The 18,496-nt window shown below is 38.1% G+C and carries 18 protein-coding genes; 5 read left to right on the top strand and 13 right to left on the bottom strand.

Going from position 1 to position 18,496, the window contains the following annotated elements:
- The first annotated feature begins 14 nt into the window (after positions 1–14).
- Both IGK70_RS02285 and IGK70_RS02280 read left to right on the top strand, forming a co-directional pair.
- On the top strand, positions 15–752 hold the full coding sequence (locus IGK70_RS02285; RefSeq protein WP_002382990.1) for a WxL domain-containing protein: 738 nt from the start codon (positions 15–17) through the stop codon (positions 750–752).
- A 35-nt stretch (positions 753–787) separates the two neighbouring features.
- On the top strand, positions 788–1,867 hold the full coding sequence (locus IGK70_RS02280) for a DUF916 and DUF3324 domain-containing protein (RefSeq protein WP_162783042.1): 1,080 nt from the start codon (positions 788–790) through the stop codon (positions 1,865–1,867).
- Between the two features lie 44 nt (positions 1,868–1,911).
- Here IGK70_RS02280 and ptsP read toward each other — a convergent pair whose 3' ends face one another.
- From ptsP to IGK70_RS02265, 3 genes are all read right to left on the bottom strand, one after another.
- Positions 1,912–3,639, bottom strand: a complete 1,728-nt coding sequence (gene ptsP / locus IGK70_RS02275) for a phosphoenolpyruvate--protein phosphotransferase (protein ID WP_002361251.1) — start codon at positions 3,637–3,639, stop codon at positions 1,912–1,914.
- Positions 3,639–3,905 (bottom strand): phosphocarrier protein HPr, encoded by a 267-nt coding sequence (locus IGK70_RS02270; protein WP_104855778.1) that lies wholly within the window; start codon positions 3,903–3,905, stop codon positions 3,639–3,641. The genes ptsP and IGK70_RS02270 overlap by 1 nt, the downstream gene beginning before the upstream one ends.
- 170 nt (positions 3,906–4,075) lie before the next feature.
- The gene (locus IGK70_RS02265) at positions 4,076–4,267 is read right to left on the bottom strand and encodes a hypothetical protein (protein ID WP_002366170.1); all 192 of its coding nucleotides are present in this window, start codon (positions 4,265–4,267) and stop codon (positions 4,076–4,078) included.
- Positions 4,268–4,568: 301 nt separating this feature from the next.
- Between IGK70_RS02265 and IGK70_RS02260 the strand changes: the two genes are divergently transcribed.
- Both IGK70_RS02260 and IGK70_RS02255 read left to right on the top strand, forming a co-directional pair.
- A complete protein-coding gene (locus tag IGK70_RS02260) occupies positions 4,569–6,809 on the top strand; it encodes an ATP-dependent Clp protease ATP-binding subunit (protein ID WP_002386935.1) in 2,241 nt (746 codons plus the stop codon).
- Positions 6,810–7,003: 194 nt separating this feature from the next.
- Positions 7,004–7,318 carry a DUF1827 family protein gene (locus IGK70_RS02255; protein WP_002355547.1) on the top strand — a complete coding sequence of 105 codons (315 nt, stop codon included), beginning with the start codon at positions 7,004–7,006 and terminating at the stop codon, positions 7,316–7,318.
- A 42-nt stretch (positions 7,319–7,360) separates the two neighbouring features.
- Here IGK70_RS02255 and IGK70_RS02250 read toward each other — a convergent pair whose 3' ends face one another.
- The 6 genes from IGK70_RS02250 to IGK70_RS02225 all read right to left on the bottom strand — a co-directional run bounded on the left by IGK70_RS02250 (position 7,361) and on the right by IGK70_RS02225 (position 14,295).
- Positions 7,361–8,431: a hypothetical protein gene (locus tag IGK70_RS02250; protein ID WP_438775157.1), complete on the bottom strand. Its 1,071-nt coding sequence runs from the start codon at positions 8,429–8,431 to the stop codon at positions 7,361–7,363.
- Positions 8,432–8,497: 66 nt separating this feature from the next.
- Positions 8,498–9,145, bottom strand: a complete 648-nt coding sequence (locus IGK70_RS02245; protein ID WP_002355545.1) for a DUF421 domain-containing protein — start codon at positions 9,143–9,145, stop codon at positions 8,498–8,500.
- Positions 9,146–9,160: 15 nt separating this feature from the next.
- Complete coding sequence (locus IGK70_RS02240; RefSeq protein WP_002355544.1) at positions 9,161–9,604, bottom strand: DUF3290 domain-containing protein; 444 nt, start codon at positions 9,602–9,604, stop codon at positions 9,161–9,163.
- Positions 9,605–9,778: 174 nt separating this feature from the next.
- The gene (locus tag IGK70_RS02235; RefSeq protein WP_002355543.1) at positions 9,779–11,353 is read right to left on the bottom strand and encodes a peptide chain release factor 3; all 1,575 of its coding nucleotides are present in this window, start codon (positions 11,351–11,353) and stop codon (positions 9,779–9,781) included.
- A 173-nt stretch (positions 11,354–11,526) separates the two neighbouring features.
- The gene (locus tag IGK70_RS02230; protein ID WP_002363168.1) at positions 11,527–12,906 is read right to left on the bottom strand and encodes a hemolysin family protein; all 1,380 of its coding nucleotides are present in this window, start codon (positions 12,904–12,906) and stop codon (positions 11,527–11,529) included.
- A 174-nt stretch (positions 12,907–13,080) separates the two neighbouring features.
- Complete coding sequence (locus tag IGK70_RS02225) at positions 13,081–14,295, bottom strand: AI-2E family transporter (RefSeq protein ID WP_002384914.1); 1,215 nt, start codon at positions 14,293–14,295, stop codon at positions 13,081–13,083.
- Between the two features lie 75 nt (positions 14,296–14,370).
- Here IGK70_RS02225 and IGK70_RS02220 point away from each other — a divergent pair, with 75 nt between their 5' ends.
- On the top strand, positions 14,371–14,802 hold the full coding sequence (locus IGK70_RS02220) for a GNAT family N-acetyltransferase (RefSeq protein WP_104855780.1): 432 nt from the start codon (positions 14,371–14,373) through the stop codon (positions 14,800–14,802).
- An 87-nt stretch (positions 14,803–14,889) separates the two neighbouring features.
- Here IGK70_RS02220 and bph read toward each other — a convergent pair whose 3' ends face one another.
- The 4 genes from bph to IGK70_RS02200 form a co-directional block, all read right to left on the bottom strand.
- Positions 14,890–15,423, bottom strand: a complete 534-nt coding sequence (gene bph / locus IGK70_RS02215; protein ID WP_002355538.1) for a biofilm phosphatase Bph — start codon at positions 15,421–15,423, stop codon at positions 14,890–14,892.
- A 188-nt stretch (positions 15,424–15,611) separates the two neighbouring features.
- Positions 15,612–16,589 carry a tagatose-bisphosphate aldolase gene (lacD, locus tag IGK70_RS02210; RefSeq protein ID WP_010774505.1) on the bottom strand — a complete coding sequence of 326 codons (978 nt, stop codon included), beginning with the start codon at positions 16,587–16,589 and terminating at the stop codon, positions 15,612–15,614.
- Positions 16,586–17,047, bottom strand: a complete 462-nt coding sequence (locus IGK70_RS02205; RefSeq protein WP_002358680.1) for a fructose PTS transporter subunit IIA — start codon at positions 17,045–17,047, stop codon at positions 16,586–16,588. Before IGK70_RS02205 ends, lacD begins: the two co-directional genes overlap by 4 nt.
- Before the next feature lie 26 nt (positions 17,048–17,073).
- The gene (locus IGK70_RS02200) at positions 17,074–18,492 is read right to left on the bottom strand and encodes a PTS fructose transporter subunit IIC (protein ID WP_002355535.1); all 1,419 of its coding nucleotides are present in this window, start codon (positions 18,490–18,492) and stop codon (positions 17,074–17,076) included.
- Positions 18,493–18,496: the final 4 nt, after the last annotated feature.

Genomic DNA, 18,496 nt, shown 5'->3' with positions numbered 1-18,496 from the left:
AGAAGGAATAAAAAATGAAAAAGATCGTGCGCATTTCAAGCATTTTGTTCGTTGCAACGCCTCTTATGCTTTTAAATAGTCCAAAAGTTGAAGCAGCTCAAGTCGCTTCTATTCAATCCAACGCTGATATTACGTTTGCTCTTGATAATACTGTCACGCCACCTGTCAACCCGACGAACCCTTCTCAGCCTGTGACACCTAATCCTGCTGATCCTCATCAACCTGGTACAGCCGGACCCCTTAGTATTGACTATGTTTCAAATATCCATTTTGGATCAAAACAAATTCAAGCCGGAACAGCAATCTATTCGGCACAACTGGACCAAGTACAAAATAGTACTGGCGATTTAATTAGCGTGCCAAACTATGTTCAAGTAACTGACAAACGTGGTCTAAATCTTGGCTGGAAATTATCAGTTAAACAGAGTGCGCAATTTGCTACAAGTGATTCAACACCCGCTGTTTTGGATAATGCATCCTTGACCTTTTTAGCAGCAACACCCAATTCAACACAGTTACTTTCTTTGGCGCCATTAACGGTCCCAGTAACCTTGGATCCAACTGGTGCCGCTACTTCTCCTGTGGCGACTGCCGCTCTTTCAACAGGAATGGGCACTTGGACATTAGCTTTTGGTAACGGAGCGACCGCTGCTCAAGGCATTCAATTAACTGTTCCTGCGACAACGAAAAAAGTTGCAGCTAAACAATATAAAACAACGCTTACTTGGATTTTGGATGATACACCACTTTAAAAGAAAACAAACAAGGTATTGCATGAAACAACTTCATGCAATACCTTCTTATAAAAAATTGTCAAAAAGGAGTGCACACTATGAATCAGCAGCTTTTTAAATGGCTCCATGCTATTAGCGTCATCATTTTTTTATTTTTTATTGGCTCTTATTCTGTAGAAGCAAGCGAAATGACTTTTTCTGTAAAAGCCATTTTACCCGACAATCAACGAACCAAAGAGACAAGTTATTTTGATCTACGTGTCGCTCCAAACCAAACACAAAAGCTACAAATCGAACTAACGAATCAAACAGCCAACGACATTACCGTGCTAGCTTCAGCCAATACAGCGATTACTAATGATAATGGCTTGGCAGATTATTCTCATGCTGAAACAAAAAAAGATCCATCTGCACCTTTTACCTTTAATGAGATTGCGCAATTACCAAAAGAAATCTACCTACCTAAACACTCAACCAAGACTGTTGAATGTCAGCTTACTTTACCGGAAAAACCATTTAATGGTTATGTTTTAGGAGGACTCTACTTTGAACAAAAGTCAGATGAACAACCTGCTCACTCAGAAAACGGCGTGGCCATCAATAATCGTTTTTCTTATGTAGTCGGTGTCTTACTTAGTGAAACAGATGAACCTGTTCAGCCAAAATTATCTTTAAATGAAGTAAAAACCGATCAAGCTAACGGTCGTAACCGCGTATTAATGAATCTCCAAAACAAACAAGCGGCTATGATTAAAAAATTACAAGTCGATGCCTCTTTATATTATGAAAAAGAAGCTAAACCTCGCTACGAAAATCACCAAGAGTCGTTAACAATGGCCCCTAATACAAATTTTAATTATCGGATTGACTTAAAGGAACAACCTTTTGTTCCTGGAAATTATACTGTAAAAATCAAAGCAAACGATGGCTATCAAGACTATTCGTGGGAAAAACACTTAGTCATCCAAGAAAAAGAAGCTAAAAAATACAATGCTACCGCCGTCAACCTCCCACCTGAAAAGCACACCAATTTCCCTTGGAAACTGGTGTTTAGCATCACGCTAGTTTTTCTATTCATTTTGGGAAGCACGATTTATTATTTCAAGAAAAAAATACGTGAATCGCAACAATAAAAAAGCACATCGACAATTGTCGATGTGCTTTCATAATCGCTTAATTATTTTGTATATTCTTCAACTAATGCAACGACTTCTTCCATCGTGTCGCATTCTTTTAATGCGCGGTCAGCAAGTTCAGCCATTTTAGTTGTGTCTAGACGTTTCATCAAGCTACGTGTTTTAAGGATAGATGTAGCACTCATTGAGAACTCATCTAAGCCCATACCCAATAGTAATGGAACAGCTGTTTGATCGCCCGCCATTTCACCACACATACCAGCCCATTTACCTTCAGCGTGTGCTGCATCAATTACATTTTTAATTAAACGTAAGATTGATGGGTTGTATGGTTGGTATAAGTAAGAAACGCGTTCATTCATACGGTCTGCCGCCATTGTGTATTGGATTAAGTCGTTGGTTCCAACACTAAAGAAGTCTACTTCTTTGGCAAATTTATCAGCTAATACGGCAGCTGCTGGAATTTCAATCATAATACCTACTTGGATATCGTTTGAAACTTCAACACCTTCGTTGACTAATTTTTGTTTTTCGTCTTCAAAGATTGCTTTCGCTGCTCTAAATTCTTTCAAAGTAGCAACCATTGGGAACATGATACGTAAGTTACCATGAACAGACGCACGTAATAATGCACGCATTTGTGTACGGAACATGCCGTCACCTAGTTCTGATAAGCTAATACGTAATGCACGGTAACCTAAGAATGGGTTCATTTCGTGTGGTAATGTTAGGTAAGGAAGCTCTTTGTCCCCACCAATATCCATTGTACGAACCACAACTGGTTTTCCTTCCATTCCTTCAAGAACTGCTTTATACGCTTGGTATTGGTCCTCTTCAGTTGGAAAGTCAGATGAATCCATGTATAAGAATTCTGTACGATATAAACCAACAGCTTCGCCGCCGTTTTTGTGTACGCCTTCTAAATCTTTTGGTGTACCAATGTTTGCAGCTAACTCAACATGTTTGCCGTCAGCTGTCACTGTTTCTGCATTTTTTAGTTTATCCCATTCTGCTTTTTGATCTGCATAAGCTTTTGCTTCTGCTTCAAATTCAGATTTTTCAGCATCTGTTGGGTCAATAATAACATCCCCAATGATTCCGTTCACTGCTAAAATATCGCCTGCTTTTACTTTGTCAGTAATTTCTTTTGTACCAACGATTGCAGGGATTTCTAACGAACGAGCCATGATTGCTGAGTGAGAAGTACGTCCGCCGATGTCTGTAACAAAGGCTTTAACATACGTACGGTCTAATTGTGCAGTATCACTAGGTGTTAAGTCATGGGCAACCACGATTACTTCTTCGTTAATCATTGAAGGATTTGGAAGAGTCACACCTAATAAATGTGCTAAGATACGTTTGGCAACGTCACGAATATCTGCTGCACGCTCTTGCATGTAAGCATTGTCGTCCATTGCTTCAAACATACCAATATACATATCCGTAACTTCTTTCAAGGCAGCTTCTGCATTGACTTTGTTGTCTTGGATATTTTGTTTGATTTGACCAACCATTTCTGGGTCAGATAAAACCATTAAATGAGCATCGAAAACTTGCGCTTCTGCTTCACCAAGGCTTTGAGCTGCTTTGTCGCGAATTGCTTGCAACTCTTCAGTAGATTTTGCTAAAGCATCGTCTAAGCGAGTTGCTTCTGCATCAGTATCTTCTACGGAAGTTTTGTTGAAAGACAAGTCAGGTTGAACTAGCAGGTAAGCTTTAGCAACAGCAACGCCATCACTTGCGGCAATCCCTTTTAGCATCTCAGACATTATTCAGCCAATCCTTCTTTTTGTAATGTTTCAACGATTGCTGCCATTCCTTCAGCTTCGTCAGCACCATCAACAGTGATTGTTACGTCAGAACCTTGACCAACGCCTAAAGACATAACGCCCATGATTGATTTTAAGTTAACAGATTTACCTTTGTATTCTAAGTTAATATCTGAGTTAAATTTGCTTGCAGTTTGTACTAATAAAGTAGCTGGACGTGCGTGAATTCCTGTTTCTGCTATAATGTGAAATTCTTTCTTTTCCATATAAATCGGTCTCCTTCGTAAATAAAAAATTTTTATGTTAGGGTTTTCCTTTCTTGATACGCTAAAATCAAACGTCTACTCGAAAAAAGACCCTTTCAGTTTCTAAGATTACCATTTTTTTCTATCTTACACAACACTTTTTGCTTAAATTTCGTGATGTTTTGCACTGACTATTCTTCCTCTTTTTGGTAACGATAAATGATTCGTCCATTTAACCCCGCTTCTCCAACAATTTCCGCGCGGTCAGGCAAAGAAATCCAAGCATCACGAAATTGGAAAAATTCATTTTGCTCCACGATTAATTCAGAGATTTCTCCAGCTTTTAATGAAGCAATTTTTTCTACAAAAGGATTTTCAGCCATTGATTTCACCACTCTTTCTCTTAAATATCAACTCTTATAGTTTACTTGAAAATGGCGCAATTGTCTGTAAAAAAATCGAATCTTTGCCTTTTTTTAAACAAGGTCTTTTACTTGATTCTCTTACAAAAAATGCTATAATAACCTCAAAGGTCAAAAATGGTCAAGTGGTTTTATAGACAGAATTTATTCCTGCTATCTAGTACTTGGCTGGTTTGAGGAAAAATGGTCTGTTTACTAGAAATAATAGAGCAAACAACTATTTTTCTGGCCTCAGTTATTTTGAAAGGATGTGTTTCATTCAATGATTTGTCAAAATTGTCAACAAAATGAAGCAACAATTCATTTATATGCAAATGTGAATGGTCAAAGAAAACAACTGGACTATTGCCAAAGCTGCTATCAAAAATTAAAAAATCAAGCAAATAATTCCCCTCAAAATATGGGACAAGACCCTTTTGGCTTTGGGAGTTTAGACGATTTATATCGTTCTCTTTCTCGCCAAATGCAACAAGGTAATCCTTATGAACAACAAACACCACCCACTCAATTTGGTGATGGTGGTAATGGAGGTCAACCCCCTCGCGGAGGCGCTGGCGCTGGTCAAGGTTTACTAGGCGAGTATGGGATTAACATCACCGAAGCGGCACGCCAAGGAGATATCGATCCTGTGGTAGGACGTGACCAAGAAATTAAGCGTGTCATTGAAATCTTAAATCGCCGTACAAAAAACAACCCCGTTTTAATCGGTGAACCAGGTGTTGGTAAAACAGCCGTTGTCGAAGGTTTAGCCCAAAAAATTGTCGATGGCGATGTGCCCCAAAAATTATTGGACAAAGAAGTCATTCGTTTAGATGTGGTTTCACTTGTTCAAGGAACTGGTATTCGCGGACAATTTGAAGAACGGATGCAAAAATTGATTGAAGAAATCACTGAAGCTGAAAATGTCATTTTATTTATTGATGAAGTCCATGAAATTGTGGGTGCTGGTGCTGCTGGTGATGGCAACATGGATGCTGGCAATATTTTAAAACCAGCCTTAGCACGTGGTGAATTACAATTAGTCGGTGCCACAACTTTAAATGAGTACCGTATTATTGAAAAAGATGCTGCCTTAGAACGTCGGATGCAACCAGTCCAAGTAGATGAGCCAACCGTTGCCGAAACCATAACGATTTTACATGGTTTGCAAAAACGTTATGAAGATTATCATCATGTTAAATATACAGATGAAGCGATTAACGCAGCAGCAAACTTATCCAATCGTTACATTCAAGATCGCTTTTTACCAGATAAAGCGATTGACTTGTTAGATGAATCTGGTTCAAAAATGAATCTAACTATCCAACTCGTCGATCCAAAAACAATTGATAAAAAATTAGCAGAAGCGGAACAACAAAAACAACAAGCTTCTGCAGAAGAAGACTTTGAAAAAGCGGCTTACTATCGTGATCAAATCAATAAATTACAAGCAATGAAAGAAAAACAAATCAGCGATGAAGAAACACCCGTCATCACTGAAAAAGATATTGAAGCCATTGTGGAACAAAAAACTGGCATTCCTGTCGGTGACTTAAAAGAAAAAGAACAAACCCAATTGAAAAATTTAGCTGTTGACTTAAAAGCTCATGTTGTCGGACAAGATGATGCCGTCGATAAAGTAGCTAAAGCGATTCGTCGCAATCGTGTAGGCCTAGGCAAACAAAACCGCCCAATTGGTTCCTTCTTATTTGTAGGGCCAACAGGCGTTGGTAAAACAGAATTAGCAAAACAATTAGCCTTTGAGCTATTCGGTTCAGAAGATTCGATGGTTCGTTTTGATATGAGTGAGTACATGGAAAAACACAGTGTCTCTAAACTGATTGGTTCTCCTCCAGGCTATGTTGGGTATGACGAAGCTGGACAACTCACAGAAAAAGTCCGTCGTAATCCTTATAGTTTAATTTTATTGGATGAAATTGAAAAAGCGCATCCTGATGTTTTACACATGTTTTTACAAATTCTCGACGATGGTCGTTTAACAGATGCACAAGGTCGTACAGTCAGCTTTAAAGACACCATCATTATCATGACAAGTAATGCTGGAACAGGAGCTGTGGAAGCCAACGTTGGGTTTGGCGCTGCCCGTGAAGGTGTGACTAAATCTGTTTTAGGTCAATTGAACAACTTCTTCACTCCCGAATTCCTTAACCGTTTCGATGGTATTATCGAATTCAAAGCATTAAGCAAAGAAAACCTGATGAACATTGTCAGCTTGATGTTAGAAGAAGTAAATGGCTTATTAGCTAAACAAAAATTACACATTGAGGTTCCAACAGAAGTCAAAGAGAAACTCGTTGATTTAGGTTATGATCCTGCAATGGGCGCTCGTCCTTTACGTCGAACAATTCAAGAACAAATTGAAGACGGCATTGCTGAATACTATCTAGATCATCCTGAAAATCATCAATTAGTCGCAGCGTTAGATAACGAAGGTAAAATTATCGTAACTGGCGCACAAGAAGTGACTAAAACAGAAACTTCAACATCTGACCAAGCAGAATAATCAAAAATCCGCACGCATTAATAACAATGCGTGCGGATTTTTTTATGCTTTTCACTTTTTATTTTCATCAAAAAAAACTATAATAGAAGAAAGATATTCGTATACTTGTTCCTCATAGAAAAAATTCAATCTGGAACTCCTGTACATAATTGGAAACGCTCTTTTGCAGCACACAACTATAATGAGGTGATAAAATGAAATTAGTGAATGTGACCAATAGCTACAAACAATTAGTAAATAAACAATTGGAAAACACGGATGCTTACTTTGTAAAAGTCTACTCAGCAGGAAACACGACCGCTGTCTATTCAGAAGCAGCTCACCATGTGGAAGTTCTGATTATGAATAAAAATCGTCGCATTCGTCCGACAGAAGTAAAAGAAATTTTAGCAAAACTGTTAAAACGATTACCTAAAGAGGCTTATGACCCAGATGAAATTTCTATCATTGAGTTAAACCATGTGACCGAAGTGTCTGTTCCATTAAAAGTTTCCCTCATGGAAAACTAAAAAAAACTGCCGAAGTTTCCCCACTTTGGCAGTTTTTTTAATTTATTGTGACGTTATTTTTTTTACAAGCCTTTGATAATTTTCCGACCAGGCTTCCTCATTTGTCGGACTGACTAATTTATTTTCCTCGATTGCTTTTTTTCTTAAGTCATCTACTTCTTTTTTGAAATTTTCCCCCGATTTTTGAACATAATCTTTAGAAAAATATTTTGATTGGCGAGAATAAGCCTTCAGTTTTGCGTCTTTAATCTCTTCTTCTGTATCTGCAAAATATTCATCATAACGAAGATCGGTTATTTTCCCTGAATCTTTTAACGTAATAACAGTTAAACGTCCAGAAATCCCCTTCCCAAAATCTTCTGTTAGACTTGTACAATGTTCTTTTGAAGGTTCTTTGATTTCCTTGGCTAAAGCCCTAGCAGCAGGAAGATAGCCATTATTAGCGCTATTGGATTGACCTTTGGCTGTCTGGAATGCGCCATCTAGGCGATTTTCAGTAACCATTTGATTTTCTAGAAAAGTCATCGTATTAACAACGGTCACTAACGATTGATCAGTTCGGGCGTTGTTCGCTTGAAAATTTGCATAGCCGGATAAACGTTTTGTCACTCCTGCCCATTCTTCAGAATAATAGTTTTTAGGTCCACGTTCATCAAATTCCACTAACTGAATTTGTTGATCCTTAACAACGACATCAATTAAAGCCGTATAGCCGCCATCAAACACGACTTCATGATGATAATAATCCCCTTGAACTTCTCCGATTTCTGGACGGCCTGACCAATACATCTTCTGGGCTTTTTCTTCTGGACTAATTCCTGATTGTCCATTATTAGCTTCTACTGTAGCGCCAGAAACAGCATCAACTTCAAAGGTATGTCCATTACGCTCATAACTCACTTTGGCAGCACTCTCCTTCGGTTGATCATTCGTGTTTGTCTGCTCCTCCTGCTTTACAGAAGTGGCATTAGTAGCTGCCGAGGCACCACTCGTTACTTGGACTGCTTCTGATTCAGTACTTTCTTTCATTTTTTCAGTTCGTTGATCTGGTTGGCACCCCATTAAAATAATCATTGAACAAAATAACCCGACAACTATCTTTTTAGTTTTCATTTTTCCTCCTTTTAAAACTCATTGAATTACCATTTAATTTTAATATAAGTAGAATGAAAAGTATAGCTAAGAAATCGTTTTTTCTTCATACGGCGATAAACTTAACTGTCCAGATAAATACTCACCTAAATAGATTTCCTGTAATCTTTGGAATCCTTGTTCTTGGATTTGCGTTAATAGCCAGTGCTCATCTTTTTTGATTAACTCTAGGACATCCATGTTGGCTTGACCGTCCACAATAATCGGATAACGAATACTTTCATCGCCATATTCGACGATTGTTAATTGACCATTTTGTTCTAAAACCGCCCGTTTAACAAGCTGGACTTCATAAATACCATTTGCTCGTAATTTAAACATTAGATCATTTGCAGAAATACCATTTTTCAAACATTCCTTCACCACAACCTGTCCATCCTTGATTAAAGTAATGGGTTTACCATCCACAATTTGCTTCACATAGCGATTGTGTTCTTTTGCAAATTTTAAAATTAAGACTAATAATGTCCACAAAATTAACACTAATACAAATTGGAGCACCGTAATTGAATCATTATAAATAACACCACCAATAATGCCCCCCAATACATAGTTTTGCACTTGGTCCATAGCCGATGTGGGCGCCAAATTGCCTTTTCCCATCAAATTAATTTGGACAATTAAACAAATAATACCTAAAGCAAATTTAATAATAATTGGACTATAAAACTGCATTAATTTTCCCTCACTTTACTTTATGATTTCAATCGTTGGTGTTAATAAATACGTTTCTTGTAATGTATAAGACTGCTGATCCGTACTTAAACTCATTTTATAAAAGACTTCGTCAATTTTAACTATGGTTCCGTCAGCCAATTGTGTACCATTGACATAAACTTTTTCTGGAGAAACCTTTTTTTCCTGTGCCACTTGTTCGACAAAATGTACCATTTGTGAAGATTGTGAATGCTGATTTTGGTTCAGTTGATAATTGGAATATTGAACCCCTAAAACAAATAATAATGATAAAAAAATAATAATACTTAATTCACGATATTTCGTTTGAATTTGATGTCGCACATAAAAACTAAACACAATGACTAGCCCGATTAACAAAGCAAAAATAAAAAAATACTTTAAGTAATCATTTAAATTAGATTGGCTTTTTAAATACTCGATGCCATAAAAATTCATGTTCTTGTCCACTCCTTGATAGGTTCGTTATAGTAAGTATTCTATCTCAAAAAAAACAATCACGCCTGCTTTAATACCTTATAACAAGAAAAGCTCAGCGCAATCATCTTGAGAATGACTGCGCCGAGCTTCAATCTTCTAAAGATTCAGCTACTGATTGATTACAAATTAATTTTACATCAAACTTTTCAGTTCAACATCTGGATATTTATCCGCAAACCAGCGTTCCGCAAATTGGTTTTCAAATAAGAACAATGGTTGATCGAAACGGTCCCGTGCCAAAATGTTTCGGCTAGAGCTCATGCGTTCATCTAAATCTTCTGGATTAATCCAGCGGGCAATTTTAGAACCCATTGGCGTCATTACCACTTCAGCATTGTATTCATTAGACATTCGGTATTGGAAAACTTCAAACTGCAATTGACCTACGGCGCCAATGATATATTCTTCCGTTAAATATGTTTTGTATAATTGAATGGCTCCTTCTTGAACCAGTTGGTAAATTCCTTTATGGAAAGATTTTTGTTTCATTACGTTTTTGGCAGTCACTTTCATGAATAATTCAGGGGTAAATGACGGCAACTCTTCGTATTGAACATTCATTTTCCCTTCATACAAAGTATCGCCAATTTGGTAATTTCCTGTGTCATACACGCCGATAATATCGCCTGCAACAGCTTCTGTGACGTTTTCGCGGGCATCCGCCATAAATTGCGTCACGTTACTTAATTTGACTTTTTTGCCTGTTCTACCTAAAGTCACGTCCATGCCTCTCTCAAAAACACCTGAACAAATTCGAACAAAGGCAATTCGATCACGATGGGCTGGGTTCATATTCGCTTGAATTTTAAAGACAAAGCCTGAAAATTCTTTTTCATAAGGACTTACTTCGCCACCCTCTTCTGTTTTATGCGCATGTGGCGCAGGCGCAAATTGTAAGAAGGTTTCTAAAAATGTTTGAACCCCAAAGTTTGTCAAAGCAGAACCGAAGAAGACTGGCGTTTGATCACCACGAGCGATTTTTTCCTCGCTAAATTCATCGCCTGCTTCTACCAATAACTCAACATCTTCCAACACTTGTTGATAAACGCTGTTATTGTGCAATGGTAAATCGCTTGGGATATCGCCATCTTTTAAAGGAATAAAACGCTCCCCGCCATTATTTTCTGGACGATATAATTCCACACGTTCATTATAAATATCGTATAGACCTTCTAGGCCTTTTCCCATACCAATTGGCCAGTTCATTGGATAAGATTCAATATCCAATAGTTCTTCCAATTCTTCTAAAAGTTCCAATGGTTCCCGTCCATCACGGTCCAATTTGTTAATAAAGGTAAAAATTGGAATACCACGTTTTTTAACAACTTGGAAAAGTTTTTTCGTTTGTGCTTCAATCCCTTTGGCACTGTCAATAACCATCACAGCACTATCCACGGCCATTAAGGTCCGATACGTATCCTCTGAGAAATCCTCATGCCCTGGGGTGTCCAAGATATTAATCCGTTTGTCTTGATAGTCAAATTGCATCACAGAACTCGTTACCGAAATTCCCCGTTGTTTTTCAATTTCCATCCAGTCAGATTTGGCAAAGTTCCCTGTTTTTTTCCCTTTGACTGTTCCAGCTTGGCGGATGGCGCCCCCAAATAATAATAATTGTTCAGTAATCGTTGTTTTCCCAGCATCCGGATGGGAAATAATCGCAAACGTACGGCGACTATCGACTGCTTCTTTTTGATTGATCGTCATAAAAATCTCCTTATCACTTGTGATGTTTATTTATTTATTTTCTTCAGCATAATTTTTGATTAACCTTTGCTAGTATATCATGTCAAGCCTTGAGAATAAAGAGCTGCTGTTGGCTGTTTTTTAAAAGGAAAACCTGCGACATTAGTCAAAACGACTGATGTCACAGGTTATTTTTAACGTCTTGGTTCGTCATCTTCCATTTCTTTACGGAAAAAACGACGATTTTCTTCTGGTTCTTCATCGACAGTTTCTTCATCGTAGAAATGAACGCGTAAGACTAGCAAACGTGTGCCTTCCATTTCTTCAGCAGTTAACTTAATATTGCCCACTTCAAAAGAAGGTTTTTCCCCTTCATCAGGAATGGTTCCTAATGCTGTAATTAAGTAACCTGCCATTGTATCAACATCGCTCATGTGTAAATCTGTTTCAAATACTTCATTAAATTCGTCAATTAACATGCGTCCTTGAACCAAATATTCATTGTCAGCCACTTGTGTATATAAATTTTCTACTTCATCTGTTTCATCGTCAATTTCACCAACGATTTCTTCTAGTAAATCTTCTAGTGTTGCTAAACCGACAACACCGCCATATTCATCTAGTAAAATCGCCATTTGGTTTTGTGTTCGTTTTAACTCATAAAGTAAATCATCAATAAAAATGGTTTCTGGGACAAATAATGGTTCTTGGATGATTGCGCCTAATTCAATGTTTTCAAAGCCTAAATTACGTGCAGCTTTTAGTAACGTTTTGGTATGTAAAATACCAACAATTTTATCTTTGTCTTCACTATAAACAGGAATCCGAGAATAATTTTCTCCTAAAATTAAATTGATGTTTTCTTGGACATCATCTTGGATGTCAACCATGAATGCGTCTGTCCGAGGAACCATTACTTCTCGTGCCACTTTTGTATCTAATGAAAAGACACCTTGTAGCATTTCTAGTTCTTCGTTTTCCAAAACACCTTCTGTTTCAAGCATGTAGCGCATTTCATCTCGTGTCATCTTCGAATCGGCATCATCGAAAGTCATTGGTGTGATTTTGGATAATAAATCGGTCGAAGCCGATAGCAACCAAACGAAGGGACGCGCGATAACTCCTAAAAAGCGGACTGCACCAGAAGTCAATTGAGCGACTTCTTCTGATTTATTCATGGCAATTCGTTTAGGGTATAATTCACCAAATACAATAGAAACGTACGTTAACAATGCTAAGATAATGATACTGGCAAGACTCTTAGCTGCGGCGCCGCCACCTAATACAGGGGCCAAACGACTAGATAAAGTCTCTGCTAATGAAGCACCAGATAGGATATTAACCAAAGTAATCCCTACTTGGATTGTGGATAAAAAGTTATTGGGGTCTTGCAATACCTTAAGCAATTTTTGAGCTTTTGCGTCGCCGTCTTCCGCTTTTTGTTCCACACGATTCTTGTTAACAGATACGACTGCAATTTCCGCCGCTGCCAAAAAGGCATTGATAAACGTCAACACGACTAATAATAGAAGTTGCGCAATTAGCGACTGACTCTCAGGGTCAGCATTATTCATAATGTTCTCTCTCTCCTTAATTGTTGATAATTCCGAGGCTGTACTTTCGTACTCTTTTAACGTTCTTCCTCTTTTTATGGTTAGGCTTAGAAACAGACACAATCAGTATTATGACAGGTTATTTTCTATCCTAATCCATAAAATCATAGCACGAAAGATTAGCGGATTCAATCATTAACCGTTATTTTCTTTCGTATTTGTTTCATTCCCTAAAAGAACGGCATTGGTAACTTTTTCACTACGACCCGCTTTGACCATATCAATAACATAGTAGATAATGGTCCGGCAGATTGCGTAAAATGGGACACCGAGGAAAATACCTAGCAAACCTGCTAAATTTCCTGCTACCAATAAAATTAAAATAATCGTTAATGGATGGATTTTTAGAGATTTTCCGATAACGTTTGGATAAATAATATTTCCGTCCAATTGTTGAACCACTAGCACCACTAAACAACATAAGGCTGCTTTGACGGGTTCATTAAAGATAGTCACTAAGACAGCGGGCGCTAATCCTAGATAAGGTCCTAGATAGGGAATCAAATTCGTAAAGCCGGCAATGACACCAAATAAAAAGGCATAACGAACGCCAAGCAATGAATACCCAATAATCGTAAATGTACCGACAAATAAACATTCAATCGCTTGTCCACTAATATAACTGGATAAGGTTTGGTTCAATTGTCCTAAAAGATCCACAATATCATCTTTTCTTTTCTCAGGTAAAAAACGTTGAATCGCTGGTACTAGCTTGTCTCCATCTTTTAACATATAAAATAAAATAAATGGCGCAGTGACCAAAACAATGGTGGTTGACGCCACCGTTGATACGATTGAACCTAAGCTACTTGATAAACTACTTAAAAATTGTTGGATAATATTTGCATAAGAAATATCCATTTTTTCAATATAGCTTGTTAAATCAATTTGTTTAAAAATAGGTAACTCCGCAATCTCATAAATCCAGGTCTCCACTTGTTTAAAGAAATCCGGCATACTTGATGCTAAACTAGCTAGCTGATCTGCTAACTTAGGGATAATTGTTAATAAGATCAGAACTAATGCGATGATTAGTAATAAAAATACCAGTAAGACGGCATAAATTCGTTTCATTTTCGTCTTCATTAGTAGATTGACCACAGGATTTAGTAAATAATACAAAAAGCCTGCTACTAAGACTGGGGCAAACAACGTTGAAAAGAATGTCCCAATCGGTGCAAATAAGAAATTAATTTTCGAAGCAATAAATAATAGCATGGCCACGACAAGTAATTCAACTGACCAGAAAAATAATTTCGATTCTTTAAATCGATTAATCACAGCGGCTCCTCCTTTATTTTTATTCAATTGTTGCTGTTTTATTTTATCACACCTTCCCCCCTCAGTCATTGAGAATACTTCATTGCTAGAACTTTTTCGTGGTATAATAAAATAGAAACAGATTCTGAACTTGGGGGTTTTTCTATGCATGTAGCTCAAACAAAAGATACCATGAGTGATCTTTATTTAGATGCTGTCCGGCTTCGTCAACGCGTATTCGTAGCGGAACAAGGGGTACCAGAAGAGATGGAAATCGATGAATATGAAGCACATTGTATTCACTTTGTTTTGTACACGAACCATGTAGCTGTCGCAACTTGTCGCTTGCTTCCACTAGAAAATGGCGTTATGAAATTACAACGAATGGCCGTTGAAAAAGCTTACCGTGGCGCCGACTATGGACGAGTGATTATGGAAGCGGCGGAAAATTTTGCCAAAGAACAAGGCTACCACAAGATTACTCTAGGAGCACAAGTCACCGCTGTAGGCTTCTATGAACGTTTAGGTTATCAAAAAACAGGAGTACCTTTTATGGATGCTGGCATTGAACACTACGAAATGAATAAAGAACTATAACACCAATTAAATCGGAAAATTTAGAGCTTGGAGCATTAGCCATTTTGGCTAATGCTCCAAGCTCCTTTTGTGGGCTGTTTACATCGGCTATTTTTTTGATAGCTGTTGATAACGTTGATACCAGATATCTACATATTCGGGCGAGAAGGGGCCTTTTTCGTTATTAATCCAATCCACTAAAGTCTTGACATTTTCTTTTAAAATGAAGTCAATATCTTCTGGATAATCCATTAGTTTGCTATGAAATTCATATTCATCAACGTCTAGTAAACGTTTTTCACCATCTGGAAAAACCTTGATATCTAAATCATAATCAATATACTTCAACGCTTCGTCATCTAAAACATATGGCGAAGCCAGATTGCAGTAATACGAAACCCCCTTTTCTCTAATCATTGCTATTATATTGAACCAATATTTCTTGTGAAAATAAACAATGGCTGGTTCACGAGTCACCCACCGACGTCCGTCGGATTCCGTTACTAACGTGTGATCGTTCACACCAATTAAAGAATACTCGCTCGTTTTTAGTACCATCGTATCACGCCACGTTCGATGTAAATGTCCGTCATGTTTATAACTCTGAATGGTTACAAACTCGCCTTCTTTAGGAATTCCCATAATACCCCAACTTTCCCCAAATAAAGTAAAGCAATGTTACTTTTTGGGTGTTCATACATCGATATCGAAATAATTATATCATATCTTTTGAGTTTGCGTACATTGAGTTCACTTAAAGAAGACGATTTCTGAAAAAATTTAATTCAGATGACCAAATAGTTTAAATTCAGTATATATTTTCAGCTTAATTACTGTATTTTTTCAAAGACTGATACTGCGCTCTCTCTTAAAACCTGATTCAATTCTTCAACATTTGTTTTACCAGTTGTTTCAAGCCACGCAACGGCTGCTTCAGAACCTTGTTGAACAAATGGAAGCACGCCGTCTGCCCAAGTTGCGCGACCACATAAGACTCCATTAAACGAGGAACCTGCTTTTTTTGCAAATTTCAATGTTTCCTGAAACATCGTAGCACTAACCCCTGCACTCAAGAAAATAAATGGAAGTTGTGTTGCTTCACTTTGCATTTTGAAAAAGGCCTGCGCTTCATCTTGGCTATAAAGACTTTCAGTGCCAAAACCTTCTACAAAATTCATGTTCACAGGGACTTCTACTTTTAAAACATCAACATTATAGCGATCCTTTGAAAATTCTTTCATCGCTTCAATTACTTTGTGCGGTTTTACTTTAGCGTATTCTTTTGAAGCACTATCCGAATTGTTTGCATCATAAGAGACAATTTCTAAAAAGAATGGAATTTCTTCGGCTAAACATTCTGAACCAATCCGTTCTATATAAGCTTTCTTTCGTTCATTGATTGCTTCACTTTCGTCAACATCGTAGTAAAGTAAAAATTTACACGCGTCTGCGCCCGCTTCTTTTAAACGCTTAACCGACCAAACATCAAGACTATCGGGTAACCGTCCTGGTGTCGAAGCATCGTAGCCCGTTTTTTCATACGCAAGTAACAAACCTGAAGTCTGTGCTCGATTTTCAGCAGCAGCTAGGCCATATTCTGGATCCAGCAAAATTGCTGAAGTCTCTGGTGTTAAGCAACGAGATACTAATACTTTAAAGTCACTGATTTCTTGAGCAGTCACCTCTTTGTATTTTCCCATCATGCGTTTTAAGGCCCCACGTTGATCAATGGCTAGTGCTCCAATAATCCCTTGATCATCTACCAGATTTTCTAAATGTTTACGTTTTTGTTCACTAATTTTTTTCATTCTGTTCCCTCTCCTAATTGATTATTTAGTAACGTAGCAATTTCAGCTGGCGAACTTGCTTGTTTCAGTCCAGAAGTAACTTCTTCTCTTAATAGGAGGCGCGCAACGGAAGAGAGTAATTTCAAATGTGTCGTGCCAGCTTCGGCATCTGGAATAAACAGCGCAATCACAAACTCCGTTAATTGGTTGTCAAGGCTCTGCCACTCAACACCTTGGTCCAAGGTAACGATGATAATGGCCGCTTGTTGAATCGTTGCTGCTTTTGCATGAGGTATCGCAAATCCATTCATCATCCCCGTTGTTCCTTCTTGTTCTCGCTCGTTCAGTTTATCGAAAACTTCCTGTGCGTCCTGAGCAACTTCCAATTCTGTTGATTTTTTTGCTAAAAAGTGAAAAACATCCTCTTGCGTTTGTAACTGTTGATTTAAAAAAATATGATTTTCTTTAATAAAAGCCATTCCATCCACTCCTAATTCCTGTTATTTCATTTTTTTGATAACGATTGCTCTTGTTTGGCGATTCTACTTTTTTGTACAAAACCTAGCAATAAGCCACCTACCAATGAACCAGCTAAAATTGCCAAAACCCATTGAACAGCGTGAGTAACAACCGGTAAAACAAGAAATCCTCCATGAGGTGCTGGCACTTGTACCCCAAACATATACGTTAGGACTGCCGCAATTGAAGATCCGAGCATCATAATTGGTAAAACCTTCAAGGGGTCTTTTGCCGCAAACGGAATAGCGCCTTCTGTAATATGTGTGGAGCCTAAAATAAAGTTCACTAGCCCCGCATTGCGTTCATTTGTGTCAAAGTATTTTCCAAAGAATAATGTAGCAAAGCCTGTAATTAAAGGTGGCGCTATGCAGGCAGCAGAAACTCCTGCCATAAAAGAAGTATTTCCTTGAGCTAAGAGTGCCGTCCCAGTAACATAGGCCGCTTTATTAACTGGACCTCCCATATCAAAGGCACACATACAACCCACAATAATTCCTAAAACCAACGGACTGGAGTTTTGGAAACTAGCTAAAAAGCTCATCATTCCTTCGTTAACAGCTTTCATCGGATCTGCTAGTAAAGACATAGTGATACCAATAACTGCAACGCCAATGACTGGATAAAGGAAAATTGCTTTTAAACCATCTAATGATTTAGGCAAACCTTTAAATACTCTCTGTAATAAAAGAATGAAATACCCAGCAAGGAAACCAGATAATATCCCTCCTAAAAAGCCAGTACCACCAGTGTTAGCAATCAAACCACCGACAAAGCCCACAACCAAACCAGGTCGTTTGGCAATCCCCTCTGCGATATACGCAGATAAGATTGGCACCATCATGCCCATTGAGGCATCACCAATACTTTTTAACATAGCAGCGGTAGCATTATACTGACTACTTTCTGGATCAAATGAATAAATGCCCCAAATAGCAAAAGAAAGAGCAATTAAAACGCCGCCTGCTACTACAAACGGCAACATGTGAGAGACGCCATTCATTAAGTTTTTATAAATACTATGTCCAACATTTCCTGAAGAAATTTGTGTTTCCTGTTCAAGTTCGTCCACTGCTTGGTTTTCGGCCGCAATCGATCCTTTTCCTGCGAGCGCTTCTTCAATTAAGCGATCTGCTTCTTTAATCCCCACACTGACAGGGACATCAATGATTCGTTTCCCAGCAAAACGTTCTGCTTGAACGTCTTTGTCGGCGGCAATAATGACTGCCTCCGCTCCTTGGATTTCTGCAGGTGTTAACTCGTTTTCTATACCAATCTGACCATGTGTTTCAACCTTAATCGTAATACCTTTACGTTTCGCAGCTTGTTCCAATGCCTCCTGTGCCATATACGTGTGTGCTATTCCCGTCGGACAACCTGTAGCAGCTATTAATTGATACGTAGCCATCTGT

Origin of the sequence: Enterococcus sp. DIV0358 (assembly GCF_051713465.1) — a bacterium.
In the GTDB taxonomy this organism is placed as follows: Bacteria; Bacillota; Bacilli; order Lactobacillales; family Enterococcaceae; genus Enterococcus; species Enterococcus faecalis.
Note: the sequence above shows the minus strand (reverse complement) of the source record. Positions and strands in the feature narration are given on the sequence as shown.